Source organism: Klenkia terrae, assembly GCF_900491935.1.
GTDB classification, from domain to species: domain Bacteria; phylum Actinomycetota; class Actinomycetes; order Mycobacteriales; family Geodermatophilaceae; genus Klenkia; species Klenkia terrae.
In genome coordinates this window covers 2,072,636-2,096,008 of the sequence record NZ_UEXK01000004.1, presented here as the reverse complement: position 1 = coordinate 2,096,008, position 23,373 = coordinate 2,072,636, and the positions used below count along the sequence as shown (strand labels likewise).

Annotated in this window: 21 protein-coding genes; 12 read left to right on the top strand and 9 right to left on the bottom strand. The window is 75.1% G+C overall.

The features are described from left to right. On the bottom strand, positions 1–684 hold the full coding sequence (locus LFA75_RS10740) for a response regulator (RefSeq protein ID WP_225233632.1): 684 nt from the start codon (positions 682–684) through the stop codon (positions 1–3). Beyond that, positions 681–2,333, bottom strand: coding sequence for a sensor histidine kinase (locus tag LFA75_RS10735; RefSeq protein WP_225233631.1), 1,653 nt, complete (start codon positions 2,331–2,333; stop codon positions 681–683). Before LFA75_RS10735 ends, LFA75_RS10740 begins: the two co-directional genes overlap by 4 nt. 180 nt (positions 2,334–2,513) lie before the next feature. Between LFA75_RS10735 and LFA75_RS10730 the strand changes: the two genes are divergently transcribed. The 5 genes from LFA75_RS10730 (at position 2,514) to LFA75_RS10710 (ending at position 8,438) form a co-directional block, all read left to right on the top strand. Then, positions 2,514–3,896 carry a cation:dicarboxylate symporter family transporter gene (locus LFA75_RS10730; protein ID WP_225233630.1) on the top strand — a complete coding sequence of 461 codons (1,383 nt, stop codon included), beginning with the start codon at positions 2,514–2,516 and terminating at the stop codon, positions 3,894–3,896. An 88-nt stretch (positions 3,897–3,984) separates the two neighbouring features. Further along, positions 3,985–4,926 carry a LysR family transcriptional regulator gene (locus tag LFA75_RS10725; RefSeq protein ID WP_225233629.1) on the top strand — a complete coding sequence of 314 codons (942 nt, stop codon included), beginning with the start codon at positions 3,985–3,987 and terminating at the stop codon, positions 4,924–4,926. A 96-nt stretch (positions 4,927–5,022) separates the two neighbouring features. Continuing rightward, positions 5,023–6,318, top strand: coding sequence for a flavin-containing monooxygenase (locus tag LFA75_RS10720; RefSeq protein WP_225233628.1), 1,296 nt, complete (start codon positions 5,023–5,025; stop codon positions 6,316–6,318). Next, the gene (locus LFA75_RS10715; RefSeq protein ID WP_225233627.1) at positions 6,315–7,007 is read left to right on the top strand and encodes an SDR family NAD(P)-dependent oxidoreductase; all 693 of its coding nucleotides are present in this window, start codon (positions 6,315–6,317) and stop codon (positions 7,005–7,007) included. Before LFA75_RS10720 ends, LFA75_RS10715 begins: the two co-directional genes overlap by 4 nt. 90 nt (positions 7,008–7,097) lie before the next feature. Then, a complete protein-coding gene (locus LFA75_RS10710) occupies positions 7,098–8,438 on the top strand; it encodes an ABC transporter substrate-binding protein (RefSeq protein WP_225233626.1) in 1,341 nt (446 codons plus the stop codon). A gap of 63 nt (positions 8,439–8,501) precedes the next feature. Here LFA75_RS10710 and LFA75_RS10705 read toward each other — a convergent pair whose 3' ends face one another. The 4 genes from LFA75_RS10705 to LFA75_RS10690 all read right to left on the bottom strand — a co-directional run bounded on the left by LFA75_RS10705 (position 8,502) and on the right by LFA75_RS10690 (position 11,656). Next, the gene (locus LFA75_RS10705) at positions 8,502–9,251 is read right to left on the bottom strand and encodes a ZIP family metal transporter (protein ID WP_225233625.1); all 750 of its coding nucleotides are present in this window, start codon (positions 9,249–9,251) and stop codon (positions 8,502–8,504) included. 67 nt (positions 9,252–9,318) lie between these two features. Beyond that, positions 9,319–9,885: a hypothetical protein gene (locus LFA75_RS10700; protein ID WP_225233624.1), complete on the bottom strand. Its 567-nt coding sequence runs from the start codon at positions 9,883–9,885 to the stop codon at positions 9,319–9,321. Next, positions 9,882–10,433, bottom strand: a complete 552-nt coding sequence (locus LFA75_RS10695) for an RNA polymerase sigma factor (RefSeq protein ID WP_225233623.1) — start codon at positions 10,431–10,433, stop codon at positions 9,882–9,884. The genes LFA75_RS10700 and LFA75_RS10695 overlap by 4 nt, the downstream gene beginning before the upstream one ends. 32 nt (positions 10,434–10,465) lie before the next feature. Then, entirely contained in the window at positions 10,466–11,656 is a 1,191-nt protein-coding gene (locus tag LFA75_RS10690; protein ID WP_225233622.1) for an ATP-binding protein, read from the bottom strand. A 68-nt stretch (positions 11,657–11,724) separates the two neighbouring features. Between LFA75_RS10690 and LFA75_RS10685 the strand changes: the two genes are divergently transcribed. After that, on the top strand, positions 11,725–12,336 hold the full coding sequence (locus LFA75_RS10685; RefSeq protein WP_225233621.1) for a hypothetical protein: 612 nt from the start codon (positions 11,725–11,727) through the stop codon (positions 12,334–12,336). On the opposite strand, the gene LFA75_RS10680 is transcribed toward LFA75_RS10685, so the two are convergent. Further along, positions 12,333–13,004, bottom strand: coding sequence for a TVP38/TMEM64 family protein (locus LFA75_RS10680; protein ID WP_225233620.1), 672 nt, complete (start codon positions 13,002–13,004; stop codon positions 12,333–12,335). The two genes, LFA75_RS10685 and LFA75_RS10680, sit on opposite strands and share 4 nt — an antisense overlap. Before the next feature lie 414 nt (positions 13,005–13,418). Here LFA75_RS10680 and LFA75_RS10675 point away from each other — a divergent pair, with 414 nt between their 5' ends. After that, positions 13,419–14,339, top strand: a complete 921-nt coding sequence (locus LFA75_RS10675; RefSeq protein ID WP_225233619.1) for an AEC family transporter — start codon at positions 13,419–13,421, stop codon at positions 14,337–14,339. Positions 14,340–14,387: 48 nt separating this feature from the next. Here the strand turns inward: LFA75_RS10675 and LFA75_RS10670 are convergent, their stop codons facing one another. Beyond that, positions 14,388–15,212 carry an alpha/beta hydrolase gene (locus LFA75_RS10670; protein ID WP_225233618.1) on the bottom strand — a complete coding sequence of 275 codons (825 nt, stop codon included), beginning with the start codon at positions 15,210–15,212 and terminating at the stop codon, positions 14,388–14,390. 52 nt (positions 15,213–15,264) lie between these two features. Here LFA75_RS10670 and LFA75_RS10665 point away from each other — a divergent pair, with 52 nt between their 5' ends. The 5 genes from LFA75_RS10665 (at position 15,265) to LFA75_RS10645 (ending at position 22,410) form a co-directional block, all read left to right on the top strand. Next, the gene (locus LFA75_RS10665; RefSeq protein WP_225233617.1) at positions 15,265–15,651 is read left to right on the top strand and encodes a phage holin family protein; all 387 of its coding nucleotides are present in this window, start codon (positions 15,265–15,267) and stop codon (positions 15,649–15,651) included. Positions 15,652–15,700: 49 nt separating this feature from the next. Next, on the top strand, positions 15,701–20,638 hold the full coding sequence (locus tag LFA75_RS10660) for an NAD-glutamate dehydrogenase (RefSeq protein WP_225233616.1): 4,938 nt from the start codon (positions 15,701–15,703) through the stop codon (positions 20,636–20,638). Positions 20,639–20,758: 120 nt separating this feature from the next. After that, positions 20,759–21,400 carry a TasA family protein gene (locus tag LFA75_RS10655; RefSeq protein WP_225233615.1) on the top strand — a complete coding sequence of 214 codons (642 nt, stop codon included), beginning with the start codon at positions 20,759–20,761 and terminating at the stop codon, positions 21,398–21,400. A 48-nt stretch (positions 21,401–21,448) separates the two neighbouring features. Further along, complete coding sequence (locus LFA75_RS10650; RefSeq protein WP_225233614.1) at positions 21,449–21,985, top strand: S26 family signal peptidase; 537 nt, start codon at positions 21,449–21,451, stop codon at positions 21,983–21,985. Then, positions 21,982–22,410 (top strand): hypothetical protein, encoded by a 429-nt coding sequence (locus tag LFA75_RS10645; protein ID WP_225233613.1) that lies wholly within the window; start codon positions 21,982–21,984, stop codon positions 22,408–22,410. The genes LFA75_RS10650 and LFA75_RS10645 overlap by 4 nt, the downstream gene beginning before the upstream one ends. 5 nt (positions 22,411–22,415) lie before the next feature. Here LFA75_RS10645 and LFA75_RS10640 read toward each other — a convergent pair whose 3' ends face one another. Beyond that, complete coding sequence (locus LFA75_RS10640; protein WP_225233612.1) at positions 22,416–23,132, bottom strand: response regulator transcription factor; 717 nt, start codon at positions 23,130–23,132, stop codon at positions 22,416–22,418. Positions 23,133–23,373: the final 241 nt, after the last annotated feature.

Sequence of the window (23,373 nt, the reverse complement as noted above, 5' to 3'; positions counted from 1 at the left end):
TCAGCCCTCCGACCGCCAGCGGTACTCCAGCTCCGGGCGGCCGGTGCCGCCGTAGCGGGGGGTGCGGGCGACCAGGCCGGACTCGGCCAGGTGCTCGAGGTAGCGCCGGGCGGTGATCCGCGAGGCGCCGATCAGGGCGGCGGTCTCGGCGGCGGACAGCCCGTCCCCGGCCCGGACGGCGGCGACCACCGCGTCCAGGGTCTCCCGACCCATGCCCTTGGGCAGCGGGGCCGGCCGGCTCGGGCGGGCGGCCTCCAGCACCCGGTCGACGGCGTCCTGTCCGGCGATGTCGCCCTCGGCGCGCAGCTGGGCCCGGTAGTCGGCGTAGGCGGCCAGCCGGTCGCGCAGCGCGGCGTAGGTGAAGGGCTTGAGCAGGTAGCCCACGACGCCCTGGGCCACGGCCGCGCGCACCGTGGACAGCTCCCGGGCCGAGGTGACCGCGAGGACGTCGACGTCCCGGCCGGCGGCCCGCAACCGGCGGACCAGCTCGACGCCGTGGGTGTCGGGCAGGTTCATGTCCAGCATCACCAGGTCCACCGGCAGCCGGCCCAGCGCGTCCCAGGCCGCGGCGCCGGTGCCGGCGACGGCGACGGCGGTGAACCCCGGCGTCCGGTCGACGTAGGCCCGGTGCGCCTGCGCGGCGACCGGTTCGTCCTCGACGACGAGCACCCGCAGGTCGTTCACCGGGTCGCCCCGGCCGGGCTGCGCAGCGGCAGGGAGACCCGGAACTCCGCGCCCGGGCCCGGGCGCACCGACACGGTGCCGCCGTTGCGCTTGACCGCCTGCGCGACCAGCGCCAGGCCCAGCCCGCGGCCGTTCCCGCGCGGTCCGTCGGCCTTGGTGCTCCAGCCGCGCCGGAACACCGCGTCGGGGTCCGGGACGCCGGGGCCGGTGTCCTCGACCCGCAGCTCCAGCCGCCCGTCGGCCTCCCACAGCGCCAGCTGCACCTCGCGCGGCGGGTCCCCGGCCAGCGCGGCGTCGATGGCGTTGTCCAGCAGGTTGCCCACGATGGTCACCAGGTCCCCGCCCGGGATCCCGGTGCTGCCCACCGACGAGGACGGGTCGACCTCCAGGGTGACCCCGCGCTCGTGGGCGGTGGCCGCCTTGCCCAGCAGCAGCGCCGCCAGCACGGGTTCCTCGACGGCGCCGACCACCCGGTCGGTGAGCTGCTGGGCCAGCGCGAGCTCGGCGGTGGCGAACTCGACGGCGTCGGCGCTGCGGCCCAGCTCGACGAGGGAGACGGTGGTGTGCAGCCGGTTGGCCGCCTCGTGCGCCTGGGCGCGCAGCGACTCGGCGAAGGCCCGCACGCTGTCCAGCTCGCCGGTCAGCGCCTGCAGGTCGGTGTGGTCCCGCAGCGTGACGACGGCGCCGACCGATCCCCCGGCCGGCGTCGCGGGTGCCTGGTTGACCACCAGCACCCGGGAGCCGGTCACGTGCACCTCGTCGACGGCCAGCCGCTGCTGGGACAGGGTGGCGACCAGCTCGGGCGAGAGCCCCAGCTCGTCGACCCGCTTGCCGGTGACGTCGCCGTGCAGGTCCAGCAGCCGGCGGGCCTCGTCGTTGACCAGCTGGACGGTCCGGTCGCCGTCCAGCAGGAGCAGGCCCTCCCGGACGGCGTGCAGCACCGCGTCGTAGTACTCGAGCATCCGGGCCAGCGGGGCCGCGCCCAGGCCGTGGGTCTGCCGGCGCAGCCGACGGCTGATCAGCCAGCTGCCCAGCGCCCCGACCCCCAGCACCGCGGCCGCGACGCCGAGGACCCCGGGCAGGGCGGCGGCGACGTCGTCCCCGATGGCCGCCACCGTGATGCCCACGCTGACCAGGGCGACGACCTGGGTGCTGCTCCCGGTGGCGAAGATCGGGGCGACCGTGCGGACCGAGGGGCCCAGCGTGCCGGTGTAGGTCTCGGTGAAGGCCCGACCCGCGAGGGCGGGGGCGATGGTGCCGACGAACGGCTGGCCGATCTGGTCGGGGTCGGGGTGGGTGAACCGGGTGCGGTCCAGGGCCATCACGGTGATGAAGGAGGTGTCGGTGTCGGCCCGCACCTGCTCGACGTAGGGCTGCAGCACCGCCGTCGGGTCGGTGCCGACGACCGCCTCCCGGACCAGCGGTGAGTCCGCGATCGTCTCGGCGATGCTCCGGGACTGGTTGCCGGCGCGGTCCTCGACGGCGGCCCGGGCCCGGTCGACGGCCACCCAGCCCAGCGCCGCCACCACGACCAGCAGGACCAGCGCCTGCAGGGCCAGCAGCTGGCGGGCCAGGCTGCCGCCCTCCCGCCGGCGGCCCCGGGCGGTGCCGCCGGGCGGTCGCCGGGTGGGGAGGACGGGGCTGCGCACGGGGTGAGTGTGCCGCGTCACGCGGTCCACGCGGTGCGGGCACCGTGCACGCAATGAACGCAAGGGTGACCCGGGTCACGGAATCGGGGAGTCTGTGACCGTCGCCGGTGAGAGGCGACCCCAGCCCCACCGACGGACCGGTCCACCGATCGCCCGCCACCGACTCCACAGGAGCAGTCCATGGCACAGCAGACACCCCTCGACGGCGCACCCCGCCAGAAGCGGGACAAGACGCACTGGCTCTACATCGCGGTGATCGCCGCGGTCGTCGCCGGCATCGTCGTCGGGCTGGTCTTCCCCGAGTTCGGCGTCAGCCTCAAGTGGCTGGGCACCGCGTTCGTCGGCCTGATCAAGATGATCATCGCGCCGGTCATCTTCTGCACGATCGTGCTGGGCATCGGGGCCATCCGGCAGGCGGCGCAGGTCGGCCGGATCGGCGGCCTGGCGCTGGGCTACTTCATCGCGATGTCGACGGTGGCGCTGGCCATCGGCCTGGTCGTGGGCAACATCCTGCACCCGGGTGACGGGCTGCAGCTGACCGACGAGGTGCGCGGCGCCGGTGCCGACCTGCTCGCCGAGTCGGCCGAGGAGGCCCCGGAGGGCACGACCGGGTTCATCCTGTCGCTGATCCCGACCACCCTGCTCTCCTCGCTGACCAGCGGGTCGGTGCTGCAGGCGCTGCTGATCGCGCTGCTGGTGGGCTTCGCGCTGCAGGCCATGGGCCGGGCCGGCGCCCCGATCCTCACCGGGATCGGCCACCTGCAGAAGCTGGTCTTCCGCATCCTGGCGATGATCATGTGGGTCGCCCCGATCGGTGCCTTCGGCGCCATCGCCGCGGTCGTCGGCGCCACCGGCGTCGACGCCCTCAAGAGCCTGGGCATCCTGATGCTGGGCTTCTACCTGACCTGCGCGGTCTTCGTCTTCGTCTTCCTCGGCACCATCCTGCGGATGGTCGTGGGGATCAACGTCTTCACGTTCCTCAAGTACCTGGCGCGGGAGTACCTGCTGATCGTCTCCTCCTCGTCCTCGGAGACCGCGCTGCCCCGGCTGATCGCCAAGATGGAGCACGTCGGCGTGAGCAAGCCCGTCGCCGGCATCGTCGTCCCGACCGGGTACTCGTTCAACCTCGACGGCACCGCGATCTACCTGACGATGGCGTCGCTGTTCATCGGCGAGGCGCTCGGCGACCCGCTGAGCCTGCCCGAGCAGATCAGCCTGCTGGTGTTCATGATCATCGCCTCGAAGGGTGCGGCGGGCGTCTCCGGCGCCGGGCTGGCCACGCTGGCCGGCGGCCTGCAGTCCCACCGCCCCGAGCTGCTGGACGGCGTCGGCCTCATCGTCGGCATCGACCGCTTCATGTCCGAGGCCCGCGCGGTCACCAACTTCTCCGGCAACGCGATCGCCTGCATGCTGGTGGCCACCTGGACCCACGAGCTGGACCGCGAGCAGATGAAGGCCGTGCTGGCCGGCGACCGGCCCTTCGACGAGACCACGATGCTCGACGACGGCCACGGCCCGTCCGCCGACGCCGAGCCCGAGCTGGCGCAGCGCGCGTCCAGCTGACCTCCGCTCACCGACGACACCGGCCCACCCCGTCCGCGGGGTGGGCCGGTGTCGTTCCACGTGGAACCGGCGCCGGTAGCCTGCGCGGGTGGCCCAGCTGCCGACCCTCCAGCAGCTCGCCTACTTCGTCGCCGCGGTCGAGCACGGTTCCTTCGTGGCCGCTGCCGAGGCCACGCACGTCGCCCAGCCCAGCCTGTCCGAGCAGGTCCGGCGGCTCGAGCACACCCTCGGCGTGACCTTGTTCGTCCGCACCAACCGACGGCTGCAGCTCACCGAGGCCGGCCGGGCCCTGCTGCCCGCGGCCCGGCGCACGCTGGCCGACGCCACCGCGCTCACCGAGAGCGCCCGGCACGTCCGCGAGATGTCGGGCGGCACGGTCAGCTTCGGCACCTTCTCCAGCGCGCACCTCTACCTGCTCAGTGCACTGATCAGCGACTTCCGGTCGCGGTACCCCGGTGTCGTCACCCGGGTCGTGGGGCTGAACAGCTCCGAGGTGGCCGCACAGGTGCGCGCGGGCGAACTCGAGGCCGGGTTGGTCCAGCTGCCGGTCGACGACCGCGGTCTGGACGTCGGTCCCCCGGTGCTCGTCGACTCGGTCGTCTACGTGAGCACCGACGGCGACCGGACCCGGGGGCCGGTCACCATCGAGCAGCTCGCGGACGCCCCGCTCATCCTGTCCGAGGCCCGCTGGGGTGCCGAGGACCCGCTGCGCCGGGTGCTCACCGACCGGGCGCGGGAGGCCAGGGTGACGCTCCGGCCGCAGATCGAGGTCGAGTTCCAGACCGCCGCCGTGGAGCTGGCCTCGCACGGTCTCGGCGACTCGCTGGTGTCCTACCTGGTCACCCGCTGGCCCGGGTACCCCGGCCGGTTGCACTGGGTGCCGCTGGACCCACCCGTGGTCGAGCGGTTCGCCTTCATCACCCGCACCGGGGGCGTGCTCAGCCCCGCCACCAGGGTGTTCATGGACCTGGCGCACACCCACACCCAGGCGCTGCAGCAGGCAGCGGACGGCGGTCCGGCCAGAGGCTGAGCCTTGAGCTGGCGTCGGGAAGTGGATCTTCACACCGCGGCCCGGCCCCCGGGAGACTGCTCCCGACCGACCACCGTGGCCGGCGGGGAGGACCCGATGCCCAGCAGCACCACCGCGCAGCGCATCTGCGTGATCGGCGCCGGGGCCGCCGGCCTGGAGGCCGTCCGCGTCCTCCGCGACGCCGGGCACGACGTGGTGGCCCACGACCGCAGCGACCGGGCTGGTGGGCACTGGCACACCGACTACGAGGCGCTGCACCTGATCACCCCGCGGGACGTCTCCTGCTTCGACGGCGTCCCGATGCCCGCGCACTACCCGCTCTTCCCCAGCCGTGAGCAGGTGATCGACTACCTGGACGCCTTCGCCGCCGAGCACGACCTGCTCGCACACGTCCGGTTCGGCACCGAGGTCACCGCCGTCACCAGCCCGGACGACGGCGTCTCCGGCTGGGACGTCACCACGGGGTCGGGGACCGAGCACTTCGACGCCGTCGTCGTCGCCAACGGCCACCACTGGGACGCCAGGCTGCCCGCGATGGCCGCGGACTTCACCGGCCGGTCGCTGCACTCCTCGCAGTACCGGTCGGTCGCCGACGTCGAGGGCACCCGCGTGCTGGTCGTCGGGGCCGGCAACAGCGGCTGCGACCTGGCCGTGGACGCCGCCAACGCCCGGCTGGACGTCTCGATCGCGATGCGGCACGGCCAGGTGTTCCAGCCCAAGACCTTCTTCGGCCGCGGCCGCAACCAGCTCCCGTTCCTGGCCAAGCTGCCCGGCTGGGCGGCCGAGCGTGTGCAGCGGGCCCTGGTGCGGATCTCGGTGGGCAGCCCGTCGGACTACCCGGGCCTGCAGGAGCCGGTCACCCGGAACCTGAACCAGCAGCTGCCGGTGGTCAACGACCTGTTGCTGTACTGGCTGCAGCACGGCCGGATCACCGCCCGGCCCGGCGTCGTGGACGTCTCCGGCCGGGAGGTCTTCTTCGCCGACGACACCTCGGCGGAGTTCGACACCGTGCTGTGGGCGACCGGCTTCCGGGTCAGCCTGCCGTTCCTGGCCCCGGAGCAGCTCACCTGGTCCGGCGGGGTGCCGCTGCGGGTCGGCGGCATGGTCGTGCCGGTCGGGACCTCCCGGCTCTACACGGTCGGGCTGGCGAGCCCGCGCGGCGCGCAGTTCCCGGTCTTCAGCGCACAGGCGGCCCTCGTCGCCCGGCTGCTCGGGCTCGAGGGCCGGACGGCCCGCCCGCTGCACACCGAGCTGCTGGCCGCCGGGGCCCCCGACGACCGGGTCGACGTGCTGCGACCGCTGTGGACCGCGGCGACCGCCCGTGCCCACCGGGTGCTGGATGCCCTCCCGACCACCGACCGCACCGCACCCCTGCAGGAGGCCCTCCGATGACCGACACCGTGCTGGTGACCGGCGCCGCCAGCGGGATGGGCGCCACCGTCGTGGAGCGGCTGGCCGGGGCCGGCTGGCGGGTGCTGGCGCTGGACCGCGCTGCGGTGCAGGCGACCGGGCCGGCCGTCGTGCCGGTGGTCGCCGACGTGGTGGACCGCGCGCTGGTCACGGCGGCGGTCGACGGGGCGCTGGACGGCCACCGCCTCACCGCCGTGGTCAACGCCGCCGGGATCTACCCGCCCACCCGGCTCGACGACTACACCGACGACCTCTACCGGCGGGTCTTCGACGTCAACGTGCTCGGCACCCTGAACGTAACCGCCGCGGCCGTCCCGCACCTGCGGGCCGCGGGAGGCGGCGCGGTGGTCAACTTCGCCTCGGTCGACGCGTTCGCCGTCTCCCCCGGGCAACTGCTCTACAGCGCCTCCAAGGCCGCCGTCCTGTCGATCACCAAGTCCCTGGCCATCGAGCTGGCACCCGACCAGATCGTCGTCAACGCGGTGGCGCCGGGGTGGGTCGACACCCCGGGCAACGCGGCCACCGGCCGGATGGCGGCCGCGGCCGCGGGCATCCCGCTGGGCCGGGTCGCCCAGCCCGACGAGATCGCCGTCTGGGTGCAGCGCCTGGTGGAGCCGGGCTACGTCACCGGAGAGACGGTCGTCATCGCCGGCGGCGCCGCGATGCGCTGAGCACTCCCCGATCCCGAGGCGACGGTGCCTCGACCCGCACCACCGGCGCGACAGCTCGCGGCCGGCCCCACCCTCCACCAGGAGACCGCGATGCGGACACACCCCACCCTCGGACGGACGCTCGTCCTCGGCGCCGTCGTCCTGCTGGCCGCCTCGGCGTGCGGCAGCGGGTCCTCGGACACCGACAGCGCCGGTGCCTCGACCGCGGACGACGGCACCAAGCAGGTCAACGTCTACGGCGCCGACGGCAACATGAACAACGGGCTGGGCGAGGACTTCGCGGACTCCCCCGGCGCGCTGGCCGGCATGCGCGGCACCGTGCTCCTCACCGACATCGGCCCGGAGTTCCGGGAGCGGCTGCTCGGCGTCGACCCCTCGCTGACCAACTTCAACACCGCCGCCGAGACCTACGACGCGGTCGTGATCGCCTCGCTGGCCGCCCAGCTGGCCGGCAGCAACGAGGCCACCGTCTGGGGTCCCTACGTCAACGGGGTGACCTTCGGCGGCGAGGCCTGCACGACGTTCGCCGAGTGCAGCGAGGTGGTCGCCGGCGGCGGCAACCCGGACTACGACGGCGTCAACGGCCCGCTGGCCTTCACCGACCCCGGTGAGCCCTCGGTGGCCAGCTTCGCGATCGAGAGCTTCACCGAGGACGGGACGATCGACGAGGACGCCCGGGAGTTCGTCCAGGCCGGCGACATCGACGACGCCGCCACCGACGAGGGCCCGGCCCCGGCCGCGCCCGGCACCACCGGGGCGCCGCTGGTCATCGGCAGCCTCACCCCGCAGACCGGCAGCCTGGCCTACCAGGGGCCGCAGCAGATCGCCGCGCTCACCCTGGCCGTCACCGACGTGAACGCCGCCGGCGGGGTGCTGGGCAACCCGGTCCAGCTGAACACCGGCGACTCGGGGGACGCCAGCACCGACACCGCCACCCAGACCGCCGACCGGCTGCTCCAGCAGGGGGCGAACGTGATCGTCGGGGCGTCGTCCTCCGGCGTCACGCTGACCGTCATCGACGCGGTCACCCAGGCCGGTGTCGCGATGATCAGCCCGGCCAGCACCTCGGACCGCCTCACCGACTACGCGGACAACGGGCTGTTCTTCCGCACGGTGCCGCCGGACACGCTGCAGGCCCGCGCGTTGGCCGACCTGATCGGCGGGGACGGCAACAACACCGTCGGCATCCTCGCTCTCAACGACCCCTACGGCACCGGCCTGGCCGACAACACCGCCGCGGACCTGATCTCCGACGGGCTGGACGAGGACTCGATCCGCTCGCTGGTCTACGACCCCACGGCGGCGAACTTCGACAGCGAGGTCTCCCAGATGGTCGAGTTCAACCCCGACGCGATCCTGGTGATCGGCTTCGAGGAGACCAGCCGGATCATCGAGGGCCTGAACGCGCAGGGCATCGGCCCGCAGCGCTGACCCTCCCCCGGACCAGACGCACCTCGCCGTCCCCCCGTGCGGCGGGGTGCGTCTGCCGTGGCCTCAGGCCACCTCGATCGCGAAGGCGACCAGGAACCCGAGCGCGGTGATCAGCCCGGTCCAGGTCCGGGTCTCGGCGAAGGCCTCCGGGATCATCGTGTCCGCGATCATCGTCAGGATCGCGCCGGCCGCCACCGCGGTGATGACCGCGATCGCCTCCGGCGGGGCGCTGCCCAGCGCGACGTAGCCGACCAGGGCCGAGATCCCGGAGAGCACGGCGATCCCGATCCAGACGCCGAAGACGTAGCGGGCCGAGCGGCCGCTGCGCTTCATCCCGGCCGCGCTGGACAGGCCCTCGGGGACGTTGGAGATGAACACCGCGGCCAGCACCGGCAGGCTCACCGCGCCGCCGCCCAGCAGGCCGACGCCCAGCACCACCGACTCCGGGACGCCGTCGAGCAGAGCGCCCACCGCGATGGCCGCACCGCTGCCCTGCTGCTCGCCCTCCGACGGCTGCTGGCCCCCCGACCGCTTGCGGTGCCGGGCGCCGCGCGCAGCCAGGGCGGCGTTGGCCGCCAGGTAGACCACCGCCCCGCCGAGGAACCCCAGCGCGGTGGGCAGCAGCCCGCCGGTCTCGGCCGCCTCGGCCATCAGGTCGAAGGCGACCGCGGAGATCAGCACCCCGGAGCCGAACGCCATCACCGAGGCGACGACCACCTGCGGCACCCGGGCGAACCAGGCCACCAGCGCACCCAGGACCAGGGCGCCCCCGCCCAGCAGGCCCCACAGCCCGGCCTCCAGCCACGTGGGCACCGGCACCACCTCCGTCGTCGCCGTCCCCCCTGCCCCGGAAGGAGGGTCGGCAACCGGGCGCTGGGACTCAGCCGAAGGCGGCCTCGAACAGCGCGCGCAGCTCCGGGCTGTCGGCCCCGCTGCCGCTGCAGGAGCCGATCGTGCCGCCGTCGGCGGTGAGCAGGTAGGTCGTGCCCGGCTGCAGCTCCAGCGGGGCGCCGTCCACGACGTCGCCGGCGTCGCCCTGCACCACCTCGACGGTGTCGGCGACGTCGCCGGCGAAGCGCTCGGTGGTCTCCAGCGTCACCGTGCCGCCCTCGACCCCGGTGACCCGGGCGGCGAAGGCGACGTCGCTCCCGGCCAGCGTCTCCGGGGTGATCGCGGCGCAGCTGGCCGCCGGGCCGCCGACGGGTTGGGCGGTGAGCACGGTCGGGTCACCGTCGCCGGTGGTCAGCCAGAGCGCTCCCCCGCCGACGGCGACGACGGCCGCGGCGGCGCCGGCGAGCAGCAGGGCGCGGGGACGGCGGTGGGTCTGCGGGGCGGTGCTGGTCACGGTGTCCTCCAGGAGCTGGTCCAGCCGGTCGGGCCGGAGGGCGGGCAGGTCGGGGAGGGGGTCGGCGGCGCGCAGCCGTCGGTCCAGGTCGTCGTCGGTCATGGCGTCCCCTCTCCTCGCTGTCCTGTGTCCGGACGGGCCCCCGGTCTTCCCAGCTCCTCGCGCAGCCGGCCGCGGGCCCGGTGCAGCCGGATCGCCACCGCGTTGGTGGTGATGCCCAGCAGCTCGGCCACCTGCCCGGTGGTCAGCTCGTCCCAGGTGACCAGCCGGAGCAGCTCGGCGTCGGCGGGGCGCAGCCGGCCGAGGGCGGCGCGCACCACGGCGACGTCGTCCAGTCGGCCGGCGACCGGCTCGGTCGGGTCGGGCACCGCGGTCGCCTCGGTGCGGCCGAACCGCAGCGCCAGCCGGCCACGCCGGTGCCGGCCGCGCTCGGCGTTGGCCAGCTGCAGCCGGGCGATCCCGATCGCCCACGGCACCGGGTCGGCCGGGACGTAATCCAGCCGCCGCCAGAGCACGACCAACGTCTCGCCGAGGACGTCGTCGGCCGTGGCCGCGTCGGTGCGGCGGTGCAGGTAGCGGCGCACGGGCTCGACCACCGTGCGCACGACGCGCTCGAGGTCGGCCCGCCGCTGGTCCGGTGCGGTCCTCACGGGGTGCTCTGTCCGGATCCGCGGCAGGTCTTTCAGTCCGGCTGGCGGAGCAGGTAGCGGCCGAAGTGCGGGACGGTGAAGGCGATCTGGCCGCGCTCGGCGCTGTAGACCAGCCCCTTCTTGATCAGGGAGTCCCGGGCCGGGGACAGCGAGGCGGGCTTGCGGCCCAGGCTGACCGCGACGTCCGAGGTGCTCACCGCGCTGCCGGCCGGCCCGCCCAGGTCGGCCATGGCGTGCATGTACTCGCGCTCGGCCGGGGTCGCCCGGTCGTAGCGGGAGCCGAAGAAGCCCACCGCCAGCTCGGCCTCGGCGGCCGGCGCGGCCACGGCGACGTCGTCCTCGGTGATCGGCGAGGTGGCGGCGACGTCCCAGGTGACCTTGCCGTAGGCCTGCACGAAGTAGGGATAGCCGTCGGCGGCGGCGTAGAGGGCGTCCAGCGCGCCCGGGGTGAACTCGACGTCCTCCCGGCCGGCGGGCCCGACCAGCGCGCGGTCGGCGGCCGGCCGGTCCAGCCGGTCGATCCGCAGGTACCGGAACAGCCGCTCGGAGTAGGACTTGGACGCCGACAGCACGGCCGGCAGGTGCGGCAGCCCGGCGCCGACGACGATCAGCGGGGCGCCCTGCTGGGAGAGCTCGTGGCAGGCGGCGCAGATGGCGCTGACGTCGTCGGGCTGCACGTCCTGCATCTCGTCGATGAACAGGGCGATCCCGCTGCCGGTGTCCGCGGCGACCCCGGCGGCGTCGCTGAGCAGCTCGACCAGGTCGATCTCCATGTCGCCGGTGTCGGCCCGGCCGGTGGCGGCGGGGGCGTCGATGCCGGGCTGCCAGCGGTCGCGGAGCTTGGCGTCGGCCGGCTGGTACTGCGCGAACGCCTTCACCACGCCCAGCACGTCGGCGACGGCCTCGGCGTTGCCGTGCCGCGGACCCAGCTCGCGCAGCGCCATGTGCAGCGCGCTGGACACCGGCCGGCGCAGCGACTGGTCGGGGCGGGCCTCGATCTTGCCGGTCCCCCACCCGCGGGCGATCGCGGCCGAGCGCAGGTGGTTGAGCAGCACGGTCTTGCCCACCCCGCGCAGCCCGGTGAGCACCAGCGACCGCTCGGGCCGGCCGTGCGCGATCCGCTCCAGGACGACGTCGAACGCGCTCAGCTCGGTGTCCCGGCCGGCGAGCTCGGGCGGGCGCTGGCCGGCGCCGGGGGCGTAGGGGTTCCGCACGGGATCCATGTCGGGCACCGTATTCCGTTCTCTAGCCCGGGACGTAGAACCGCGTAGAACGGGGTAGCGCGTGTCGTGTGGCAGATCGCGTGCGGTTCGACGGCTGGATCCTCGGGCTGGGGACGACGTCGGGCACCCGCCTGGTGGTCGGGCACTGGCCGCGGTCGCCGCTGGGCGCCGTCTCCGACGTGATGGTCGAGCGCCCCGACGGGCACCGGGTGCTGCTGGCGGCGACGCCCGAGCTGGCCGAGTTCGTGGCCGACACCTACTCCTTCGACGAGGTCCGGGTGGTCGACGTGCAGGTCGGCCGGGTGGCCGGGCACTGGGTGGTCGACGCCGAGCCGCTGGCGCTGCGGGTGCGGGTGGGCCGTCGTCCGGCGCTGGGGTGGTTGCTCCGGACCGTTCCGTCACCCCTGGCCCGCACGCCGGCGTGGGTGGGGCTGCTGGACCCGGTCGCCCGGCTGGCGATGGGCGTGCGGACCCGCGGATCTGCCGGGAACGGGCGCACCGAGTGGTACGGCGTGCAGGACCTGCACGCGCTCCGCTCGGCGTCCGCGACCTGGGACGGCGCCGACCTGGGCGGGCTCGCCGACGTCCGGCCGCCGGTGCGGTTCGGGTTCGGGTCGGTGCCGCCGACGCCGTCCGTCGTCCGGGTGACGACGACGATCGCGCTCTCTACGGCTGTCTAGCCCTCGACCGAGACGGCCGCAGACCGACCTCGACGCCGCCACCACCGGACGCCGAGGACCACGCCGACCACGACCACCGGCCCGACCGCGATGGCCAGCCCCCACTCTCCCAGCGACCCGGCCACCGAGCCGACCGCCACGTTGAACACCGCCCCCGGCAGCAGCCCGACGAACGTCGCCGCCAGGTAGACCGGCAGCCGGACGCCGGACAGCCCGCCGGCGTAGTTGACCAGGAAGAACGGCAGCACCGGCGTCAGCCGGGCGAGCAGGACGGCGGTGAACCCGCGCTCCATCGCCAGCTGGTCGGCCCTGCGCAGCCGGGGGCCGGCCAGCCGCAGCAGGGTGTCCCGGCCCAGCGCCCGACCCAGCCCGAACCCCATCAGCGCGCCCAGCAGGGCGCCGACCACGGTGACCAGCAGCCCCGGCCAGAACCCCAGCAGGATCCCGGTCAGCAGGGCCAGCGCCGTCCGCGGGATCGGCGCCAGGACGGCGACCGCGGTGCCCCCGGCGACGGCTGCCCAGCCCAGCAATCCGGCGTCGGCGACCCGGCCGCGCAGCTGGTCGACCGTGGGCAGGTCGGTGGTCAGCGCGACGACGGCGCCGGCGAGCAGGATCGCCACCAGCAACCCGGCCCGCACCGCCTGCGCCGCGCTGATCCGCTCCCCCACGCCCCCATCCTCCCCGCCGTCGGTCGACGGCTGCTGATCACTCCTGGGCCGGAGTGATCGGTGAACGTCGATCGACGGCCTGCGGCGTCGGGTGCGCGCTCAGTGCTGTCTGCGGGGGCTGGGAACAGCGCTCAGCGCGCACTCGGCGCCCACTTCCCCCGCGCCAGTCGTCGATCGACGGGTATCGATCACCCCTGAGCCGGAGTGATCGGTGAGCGTCGATCGACGGCCGGCGGCGTCGAGTGAGCACTCAGCGCGGTCTGCGGGTGCTGGGAACAGCGCTCAGCGCACACTCGACGGCCGCGCCCGGTGCACGGGGACCCTCCGGGCACCTGATGGCACCGGGAGCACGGTTCCCGCCCGCTGCGGGGCGTGGATGAGGGCCGGAACCCCGGTCGGGGCAGACTCCTGCGCGTGACGGGGGTGCTCACCGGGTTCGTGGTGATCGGGGTGGTCATCGCCGTGGGGTACCTGGCCGCCCGGCGCGGGGTGCTGCCGCCGGGCGCGCAGCTGGTCCTGGCGCAGACCTCGTTCCGGGTCGCCACGCCCGCGCTGCTGTTCACCACGCTGGTCGCGGCCGACCTGGGGCAGATCTTCTCCGGCACCCTCTGGGTCACCTCCGCGGCCGCCCTGGTGTGCGCCGGGGCGATGGGGGTCGTGGGCGTCGTCCGCCGCTGGGGCGCCGGTCGGACGACGATCGGGGCGCTGGGCGCCGGCATGGTCAACTCCGCCAACCTGGGCATCCCGATCGCCGTCCACGTGCTCGGCGACGCCACCCTGGTCGCGCCGCTGCTGCTGTTCCAGCTCGTGGTGCTCGTGCCGGTCGCGGTGGTGCTGCTCGACCTCACCGGACCCGACGACGGCACCGCCCGCTGGGTCCGGCTGACCACCCCGTTCCGCAACCCGGTGCTGATCGCCTCGGTGCTGGGCCTCGTGGTCAGCGGTCTGGGCTGGACCGTGCCCGACCTGGTGCTGGACCCGCTGGAGCTGCTGGCCTCCTTCGCCGTCCCCGCGGTGCTGCTCGCCTACGGGGTCTCCCTGCACGGCGCCCCGGTGCCCGGCCGCGGACCCGAGCGGCGCGCGGTGCTGCTGGCCTCGGCGCTCAAGCTGCTGGTCATGCCCGGGGTGGCCTGGGCGCTGGCGGCCGCGGTGGGCATCGGCGGCGCCGAGCTGTTCGTCATCGTGGTCCTGGCCGCGTTGCCGACCGCGCAGAACGTCTACACCTACGCGGTCGCCTACGGCGTGGGCGAGCGGATGGCGCAGCAGACCGTCACCGTGACGACCGCCGGCTCGATCCCGGTGCTGCTGCTGGTCGCGGCCCTGCTCGGTCCCTAGACCGGTCTCGGGCTCTCTACGCTCGAACTTAGACAGCCGTAGAGATGGTCAGACCCGGTGCGCGTCGAGCCAGCCGACGACGTCGTCCAGGACCCGGTCCCGCTCGGGCTCGTTGTGCGGCTCGTGGAACAGCCCGTCGTAGACGGTGTGCGTGACGTCGGCCGAGGAGACCGTCGAGGCCACGAACTCGCTCGCCGCCGGCGGGACCAGCCGGTCGGCACCGCCGTGGATCACCAGCACCGGCATGGTCAGCCGGCGCAGCCGCTCGGGCATCGCGGCCACCGTGGTGATCATCTCGGCGCCGGTGCGGGCCCGGACCTTGCCCATCCGGTTCAGCGGGTCGGCCCGGTAGGCGGCCACGACGGCGGGGTCCCGGCTGACCGCGTCGGCGTCCAGGGTGAGGACGCCGAGGTCGGGCAGCAGCCGGCCCAGCACCGGGGCGACCTTCTGCTGCAGCGGGCTGGCCGAGCTGAGGTCCAGCGCCGCGGCCGACAGCACGGCACCGCGGACGGGCACCGACGGCGACCCGGTGAGGTGCTGGGCGGCGACCAGCCCGCCCATGCTGTGCCCGTAGACGAACAGCGGGACGCCGGCGTGCCGGCCTAGGGCGAGCCCGGCCAACTCGTCGACGCCGGCCACCGTCGCGGCCATCGAGCCGATGTTGCCGCGGCTGCCCGGGGACCGGCCGTGCCCCGGGTGGTCGGCGGCGTACGAGGCGTAGCCGGCCGCGGTCAGCCGCTCCGCGACGTGGGCGTACCGGCCGCCGTGCTCGTGCAGCCCGTGCACCAGGACGACGACCCCGGTCACCTCGTCGGGCACCCACCCCTGCCAGTACTGCCCGGTGGAGAGGTGCCCGTCCGTGTGCGTGGTCACGGCCGCAGCGTAGGTCCGCGCAGGCGGGGGTGGTCGCCGCTACCTTCTCCCCGTGTCCACGATCGTGAAGTTCGCGCTCCGTGTCGTCGTCCTGGCCGTGATCATCTACGTGGTCACCCAGCTGGTCTCCGGCATCACCGTCATCGGCAACACCGAGGGGACCTTCGGGGAGGTCGGCACCTACCTCTGGGTCGCGCTGCTGTTCGCCGTGGTCAACACCTTGGTCGGCCCGGTCGTACGGCTGCTGTCGCTGCCGTTCGTCGTCCTCACCCTGGGGCTGTTCCTGCTGGTCATCAACGCGGCGCTGCTGGGCATCACCGCGGCGATCAGCGACCGCCTGGAGGTCGACGGCTTCTGGACGGCGGTCGTCGGCGGCTTCCTCATCGCCCTGTTCAGCTGGATCGCCGAGCTGGTCCTGCCGCTGGAGGTCAAGCGCTGACCGTGGCGTGTTGGTGACGCGCGGCAGCGCAGCGCACTAGCGTCGGGTCATGGCTCGTCCCGGGACCGTCCACCAGCCGATCTCGACGACCCCGGAGCCCGCCCCGGACATCATCCGGCCCGCCGACATGGCCGCCCTGGAGGCCGCGCGCACCGAGAAGGCGCACCTGCTCGACCTCGCCGGCGAGGCGCTGGCCACCGAGGAGGTGCCCGAGCTCCCGGCCGGGCTGACCGACGACGACGTCCCCGCGGTCGTGCACTCCTACTTCCGCGGGGAGCCGGCCGCCGAGGTGGTCGGGCACGACCCGGGCTCGCTGGCCCGCCTGGCGCTGGACCACCTGGCCCTCGCCGCGGTCCGCCCGCAGGGCGCTGCGCTGGTGGCCGTGGACCGCACCGTCGGCGGTGCCTCGGTGCTGCGGGTGGTCACCGACGACATGCCGTTCCTGGTCGACTCGGTGGCCGCCGAGGTCGTCCGGCAGAAGGTCGTGCTGGACCACGTCGTCCACCCGGTCGTGTCCGTCCGCCGGGACATCGCCGGCAACCTGCTGCAGTTCTGCGACGGCGCCGACCCCGCCGACGCGATCCACGAGTCCTGGATCGCGGTCGTGCTGGCCGGCGCGATCGACGACGAGGCAGCCGACGACCTGGTCGCCGGCCTGCGCACCGTGCTGGCCGACGTCCGCGGGGTGCACGAGGACGCCGAGAAGCTCAAGGCCCGCGCCCTGGACCTCGCCCACTTCCTGGAACAGGAGAACGGGCACTTCCTGGACGCCGAGCCGGCCTCGACCACCGAGGACCCCGTCGACGACCCGCACGAGGCCGCGGCCCTGCTGCGCTGGATGGTCGACGGCAACTTCGTCTTCCTCGGCGCCCGCGACGTCGCCCTGGTCGACGCCGGCGGCGAGGCGGCCACCACCGCCGTGCCGGCCAGCGGGCTGGGTGTGCTGCGCGCCGACACCGACATGAGCACCCCGGTGGTGCCGGTCAGCGCCGCGGCGCGCGGTGCGCTGGGACGGCGGGTCCTGGTCACCAAGGCCGACGTCCGCTCCACCGTGCACCGCCCGGCCTGGCTGGACGTCGTGGCGATCGCGCTGCCCGGGCCGCAGGGCTCGCGGATCCGCCAGCACCGGATCGTCGGGCTGTTCCCGACCGGGGCCTACACCGCCAGCGTCACCGAGGTGCCGCTGGTCCGCCGCACCGCCGCGGCCGTGCTGGCCCGCTCCGGGGTGGACGCCGGCAGCCACACCGGCAAGGAGCTGCTCGACGTCCTGGAGACCTACCCGCGCGACGAGCTGCTGCAGGTCGACGTGGAGGAGCTGCTGCCGGTCGCGCTGGCCGTGCTGCACCTGCGCGAGCGCCGGCAGACCCGGCTGTTCCTCCGCCGGGACCCCTTCGGCCGGTTCTTCTCCGCGCTGGTCTACCTGCCCCGCGACCGGTACACCACCGAGGTCCGGCTGGCGATGCAGCAGCTGCTGCTGTCCACCCTCGGCGGCTCCTCGATCGAGTACACCGCCCGCTCCACCGAGTCGGTGCTGACCCGGCTGCACTTCGTCGTCCGGGTGCAGGCCCGCCGCGGCGTCGCCGCGCTGCCCGAGGTCGACGTCCCCGAGCTGGAGCGGCAGCTGGCCGCCGCGGCCCGCAGCTGGACCGACGACCTGTCCGACGTCCTCACCGCCGAGTACGGAGTGGACGCCGAGCGTCGGCTGGCCCAGGTGGCCGACGCCTTCCCGCCCGCCTACCAGGCCGACTTCCCCGCCTCCACCGCCGTCGGCGACCTGGACCGGCTGGAGTCCCTGCAGCCCGGCGAGCTCTCGCTGCGGCTGTGGACCCCCCGCGACGCCGCCCCCGGCGAGCGCCGGCTGACCGTCTTCCGGGTCGGCGAGCGGCTGCTGCTGTCGGCCGTGCTGCCGGTGCTGCAGCACCTCGGGGTGGACGTCGTCGACGAGCGTCCCTACGAGATCGACCGGATCGGCGCCCCGCTGGCCTGGGTGTACGACTTCGGCCTGGCCACGCCCACGACCGACGTCCCGGCGCTGGACTCCCTCCCCCGCCGGTTCACCGACGCCGTCGCCGCCGTCTGGCGCGGGGACGCCGAGGACGACGGCCTGGGCGCGCTGGTGCTGGTCGCCGGGCTGACCTGGCAGCAGGTGGCCGTGGTGCGGGCCTACGTGCAGTGGCTGCGCCAGGGCGGGCTGCCGTTCTCCGCCGGCTACGTGGAGTCCGTGCTGGCCGGGCACCCGGAGATCGTCTCCGGCGTCGTCGACCTGTTCGCGGTCCGCTTCGACCCGCGGCAGACCGGCGACCGGGCCGGCGCCGAGCGCGCGATCGTCGACCGGCTGACCGACCGGATCGGGGCGGTCTCGTCGCTGGACGCCGACCGGGTGCTCACCGCGTTGCTGGCCGCCGTCCGGGCGACCCAGCGGACCACCGCCTACGTCGCCGGTGCGTTCACCGACGGCACCCCGCTGGCGATCAAACTCGACCCGCACGCGGTGCCCGACCTGCCCGAGCCGCGCCCGGCCCGCGAGGTCTGGGTGTCCTCGCCCCGGGTGACCGGCGTCCACCTGCGGTTCGGCGCGGTCGCCCGCGGCGGACTGCGGTGGTCCGACCGCCGGGAGGACCTGCGCACCGAGATCCTCGGCCTGGTCAAGGCGCAGACGGTGAAGAACACCGTCATCGTGCCCACCGGCGCCAAGGGCGGCTTCGTGCTGCTGCGCCCGCCGGCCGACCGGGAGGCGTGGCTGGCCGAGGGCAAGGCCTGCTACGAGCTGTTCATCGGCGCGCTGCTGTCGCTGACCGACAACCTGGTCGACGGCGCCGTCGTCCCGGCCGAGGGCGTGGTCCGGCACGACGGCGACGACACCTACCTGGTCGTCGCCGCCGACAAGGGGACGGCGACCTTCTCCGACCTGGCCAACGCCGTCGCGATCCGGCGCGGCTTCTGGCTGGGCGACGCCTTCGCCTCGGGCGGGTCGGTCGGCTACGACCACAAGGCCATGGGGATCACCGCCCGCGGCGCCTGGGAGTCGGTCACCCGGCACTTCCGCGAGCTGGGCATCGACACCCAGACCCAGGAGATCACCGTCGTCGGCGTCGGCGACATGAGCGGCGACGTGTTCGGCAACGGGATGCTGCTGAGCGAGCACCTGCGCCTGGTGGCCGCCTTCGACCACCGGCACGTGTTCGTCGACCCCACCCCCGACGCTGCGACGTCCTTCGCCGAGCGGCAGCGGCTGTTCGCCCTCCCCCGGTCCAGCTGGGCCGACTACGACCCGATGCTGATCAGCGCCGGCGGCGGCGTGTGGCCGCGGACGGCGAAGTCGGTGCCGGTCAGCGGGCCGATGCGCGAGGCGCTGGGGCTGGCCGAGGACGTCGAGCACCTGACCCCCGCCGAGCTGATCCGCGCCGTGCTGCTGGCCCCGGTGGACCTGCTGTTCAACGGCGGCATCGGCACCTACGTCAAGGCCACGACCGAGAGCGCCCTGGACGTCGGCGACAAGGCCAACGACGCGGTGCGGGTGGACGGCGAGCAGCTGCGCGTCCGGGTGGTCGGCGAGGGCGGCAACCTGGGGCTGACCCAGCGCGGGCGCGTGGAGTACGCCCGGGCCGGCGGGCGGGTGAACACCGACGCGATCGACAACTCCGCCGGGGTGGACACCTCCGACCACGAGGTCAACCTGAAGATCGCGCTGGGCGCCGTCCAGCTGGGCGCCGAGGGCCGGGCCGAGCTGCTGGCCTCGATGACCGACGAGGTCGCCGCCCAGGTGCTCACCGACAACTACGCGCAGAACGCCACGCTGGCCGCCGAGTCCGCCTCGGCCCGCAGCCTGCTCGACGCGCACACCCGGTTCATGCGGGCCCTGGAGCGCTCGGGCCGGCTGGACCGGGCGGTGGAGGCGCTGCCCGACGGCCGGGCGCTGTCCGAGCGGCGCCGCGACGGCCAGGCGCTGACCTCGCCCGAGCTCTCGGTGCTGCTGGCCTACGCCAAGCTCGAGGCGGACGCCGCGGTGCTGCACTCCACGCTGCCCGACGACCCGGCGCTGGACCGCCTGCTCACCGAGTACGCCCCGGGCCCGCTGCGCGAGCGGTTCCCCGACGCGGTCGCCCAGCACCCGCTGCGCCGGGAGATCATCACCACCGCGCTGGTCAACCGGGCGGTCAACGTCGCCGGGGTCACCGGGCTGTTCCGGCTGGCCGAGGAGACCGGCGCGCCGCTGGTCGCCGTCGTCCGGGCGCACGCGGTGGCCCGGGCGGTGTTCGACGTCGACCGGTTCTGGGACGCCGCCCGGCCGCTGGACAACCGGGTGCCGGCCGCCGTCCAGGTGCAGCTGCGCACCGAGGCCACCCGGCTGGCCGAGCGGGCCGCCCGCTGGCTGCTGCACCTGCCCGAGCTGTCCGCCGAGCCCGGGGCGCCGATCGCGACGGTGACCGCCCGCTTCGCCGGTGCGGTGGCCACCGTGGCCCAGCAGCTGCCGCAGTGGCTGCTCGGGGCCGATGCCGACGCCTACGCCGAGCGGGCCGCCGGGTTCCGCTCCGCCGGGGTGCCGGCCGACCTGGCCGCCACCGCCGCGGTCGCCCCGCTGCTGCCCGGTGCCCTGGACCTCACCCGGGTCTGCGAGGACACCGGCGCGCCGATCCAGCTGACCGGACGGGTCTGGGAGCACGTCGGGGCCAGGCTCGACCTGGTGCCGCTGCGCGAGCTGGTGATCGGGCTCCCCCGGGACCGCCGCTGGCCGGCGATGGCCCGCGCCTCCCTGCGCGACGACCTCACGGCCGAGCAGGCCGCGCTCACCGCCGAGGTGCTCCGCGGGCGCCGCGCCGACGACGAGGACCCGGGCGCCCTGGTCGCCCGCTGGGCGGAGCGCTGGGACACCGGCCAGCGCCGCGCCGCCGCGCAGCTGGCCGAGCTGGCCGCCGGCGAGGCGCACGAGCTGGCCGAGCTCGTGGTCGCCGTCCGCACGCTGCGGGGGTTGCGCGCCCGCGGCTGACGCCGCGCCGACCCTGCGGAAACATTGCGGAACGCTGCAGGCCGCAACGAGGGTGGCCGGTCAGGGTCGGTCCCGACGCCGGTGGACGCCGGTCGACGGAACCGACCTGGAGCAGCCCCCATGAGCGCCACCACGCCCCTCGCCCGCCGGACCGCCCGCTCGACCGGGGGCAAGATCGCCGTCTCCCTGTGCGTGGTCGGGGCGGCGGCCGCCGTCGCCGGGCTGGGTACGTTCGGCACCTTCACCAGCAGCACGAGCGCCACCGAGACGGTGAACACCGGCACCGTCTCGATCGCCCTCGGTGCGACCGGCACGGCGGCCAACCGGCTGTCGGTGACCGCGGCGAACATCGTGCCCGGCGACACCATCAGCCGGGCGGTGACGCTGTCCAACACCGGCGACCAGGCGCTGGCCACGATCGTGCTGAACACGACCGCGACCACCGCGAGCCTGCTCACCAGCGACGCCACCAACGGCCTGCAGATGACGATCGACGCCTGCTCCGTGCCGTGGACCGAGGCCGGGACGGCGCCCGCGTACACCTACACCTGCACCGGCACCACGACCCCGGTGCTCGCCTCCCGGCCGGTCCTCGGCACCGCCACCGCGCTGGCTGTGCCCGCAGCGCTGCCGGCCGCCGGCACCGCCAACCTGGTCGTGTCCCTCGCGCTGCCGCAGGCGGCCGACAACACGTTCCAGGCCAAGACCGCGGTCGTCGCCCTGGAGTTCGTCGGCACCCAGCGCGCCGGCACCGCCCGCTGACCCGGGCGCGCCCGCCCGCACCCCGCCGTCGACCGGGAGAGGAGCCCCGTGACCGCCGTCCTGCGCGCCCGAGCGGTGCTGCGCCGCCTGGCCGACCTGGTGCTGGTGCTGGCGGTGCTCGCCTTCGCCGCGCTGGCCGTCGGCCCGCACGTCCTGGGCTACCGGACGGCGACCATGCTCACCCCGAGCATGGCGCCGGGGATCGAGCCCGGCGACGTGGTCGTGGACACCGCGCTGCCGGTGGCCGAGATCGAGCCGGGGATGGTGCTCACCTTCCACATCCCGGTCGGTGACCGGCGCGTGGTCAGCCACCGGGTGGTGTCCGCCGACGTCCGGCCGGACGGGTCCGTCACGATCACCACCCGGGGCGACGCGAACGACGCCGCCGACCCGTGGACGGCGACCTTCGCGGCGGGGGACACCGCCTGGCGGGTGCGCGCCGTGGTCCCGGCGGTGGGCCGCGCGATCCAGCTGCTGCGCACCCCGCCGGTGTCCTACGCCCTGGTCTGGGGTGCGCCCGTCCTGCTGGCCGGGTGGGCGCTGGCCGCGGTGTGGCGACCGGCCCGGCCCGGGCGCACCGCGTGAGCACCGCCGGGGTGCGCCGGTGGACGCTGGTCCTCGGCGTGGTGGCCACGGTGGTGACGGGTGCCCCCGGGACGGCGTCGGCCCGGTTCACCGCGTCCGTCGTGGCCCCGGTCTCGGTCGGCACCGCGACGGTCGCGCCGCCGACCGGCACCTCGACCGCCGGGTCGACCAGCTGCAGCCTGCTGACCACCGGCTACACGGTGCGGGTGGGCTGGACGGCCAGCACCACCGCCCGGGTCACCGGCTACCGGGTCACCGAGACGGTCAACGGCAGCGCCCGCCCCGTCGTCACGGTCGGCGGCACGAGCACCTCGAGGGCGGCCACGAAGGCGGTGCTGAGCACCGCGACCCACAGCTTCTCGGTCGTGGCGGTCACCGACTACGGCTGGCTGTCCGTGCCCGGGACGGTGACCTACACGTGCTGACCGGCTCAGGCGACCAGCCGGTAGCCCACCCCGCGGACGGTGCGGAGCTCGGGGCGGCCGAGCCCGCCGACGGCGAGCTTGCGGCGCAGGTTGGACATGTGCGCCTCGACCAGCCGCAGGTTGCCCTCCCAGTCGCTGTGCCAGACCTCGTGCAGCAGCACCTCCCGCGGCAGCACCCGGCCGGGCCGGCGGGCCAGCGCGTGCAGCAGGTCGAACTCGGTGCGGGTCAACGGCACGAGGGCCCCGCGCACCCGGACCTCGCGGGTGGCCTCGTCGACCTCGAGGTCGCCCACCGTGGTCCGCGTCGCCGGCACCCGCACCGTGACCTGGCCGGCCGCGGGGCCGGCCGGCAGCGTGGCCGGGCGGCGAAGGAACGTCTGCACCCGGGCGGTGAGCTCGCGGGTGGAGAACGGCTTGGCCATGTACCCGTCGGCGCCGGCGGCCAGGCCGACCAGCACGTCGACCTCGTCGGCCTGCGCGCTGAGCAGCAGCAGGTAGGCGTGCGTCCGGGTGCGCAGCTCCCGGCACAGCTCGGTGCCGTCGGCGTCGGGCAGCTCCAGGTCCAGGACGACGACGTCGGGCGGCGCCGCGGCCACCTCCGCCCGGCACTCCCGCGCGGTCCCCACGGCCCGGACGCCGAGCCCGGCCCGGCCCAGCGCGCAGGCCACCAGCTCCCGGGTCTCGACGACGTCCTCGACGACGAGGACCGATCCCCGCGTCACCGCTGACCACCGNGCGGTGCGGTGTCGGCGCTGCCGCGGGTGAGGGCCCCGACCGCCACGACGGTACCCGGACCGTCCGGGCCGGCGGGCGCGCGCGCGCACACCCCCCCCCCGCGCCCCAGGGGCCCCCCCCGCCCCCCGCCCCGGGCGGCGCCCGCCGCCCCCCGCCCCCCCCCCCGGCCCGGGCCGCGGGGCAGCCGCCCGGCGCGGGGCGCGGGAGGGGGACGGGCAGGGCACGGCA